Source organism: Oleiphilus sp. HI0066, from assembly GCF_001635725.1.
Genome location: NZ_LWFH01000013.1, coordinates 1 through 1,075 on the forward strand (window position 1 = coordinate 1; position 1,075 = coordinate 1,075).

Annotated in this window: 1 protein-coding gene; it reads right to left on the reverse strand. The window is 46.0% G+C overall.

What is annotated here, in order from left to right; genetic code table 11:
- On the reverse strand, window positions 1–1,075 hold a 1,075-nt coding region (locus A3738_RS30305; protein WP_197473479.1), incomplete at both ends, for a VWA domain-containing protein.

Sequence of the window (1,075 nt, forward strand, 5' to 3'; positions counted from 1 at the left end):
ACAGTCTAACCAAGCATCCGGACTCGCGTCTGCACAAAGCGGATTGACTCGCACTGCACCTGTTGGGAGGTCACCTCTCAAGTTCGTTGTATAAGCATCATATGCAATATCGCCGAGTGTCGTTGAGTAACTGTCTTGATAAGGGGCACCCGCAGAACCATCTTGGTTGCCGATACCGTCATTAAGCACAGACTGAACTTCGCTTGTTGTGTTTTGGGTATTAAAACCATCTGTGAACAACAATGTATAGTTTTTCTGACACTCACTGGTTATAGGGCCGGTTGTGCTCTTGAACTGATTGCGAGCATGATTCAATGCGCTACGCAGTGGTGTACCGCCCGCATTCACTCGCGTGTAGTGCTCGTCTAAGAAGGTACCAAGTTCAGTCCCTACACCAACATCTTTCATTTGTGCAGAACCAACAGTACGTCTGTTATTAATCCAGAACATGCCTGTTTTAATACCATTAATACCCTGAACCGCTGCTGCTAAGCCACCACGCATTGCTTGGTGACGACGACGATAATATTGGAACCAATTCGCGAAGTTTTGCTTTTCTTCCAATACAGTACGTGTAACGCCCGCACCGTTAATAAATGCCTCACCATCAGCTTGCGTTTTACCAATCTGATAGCGCGTGAGACAAGCACCGTCGAAAGCAAGCGATCTTCCAGATTCAATCAATGAGTCAGAACCTGAACTCTCTCCAATACGATATCTTTCAGGATTACGCGCAAACTCAAGATAGTGAGAAGGTGTTGATGCCGAACACTCTCGACGATCACCTAATGCACTAGGATCCACCAAAGTCATTATTCCTGTTGGCGTATCTGTATTCGAAGTAACAAGGATTTGATCCATCAAGGTACCACCTTCACGGTATGCGACCTCAAGCTCATAATTACCAGCAGTGAGATTCGCCTCACCCCACTTGACCCATCCCCAAGTATTATTTGGCATATTATTTTGCAAAGAGCCATAATCGCCTAATGCGTTGCCATTGCTGTAACTAACGCTTGGATCACTTCCCAATGGATTCGTTAATTTCGCCCAAAATGAATCCGAAGACCCTCCT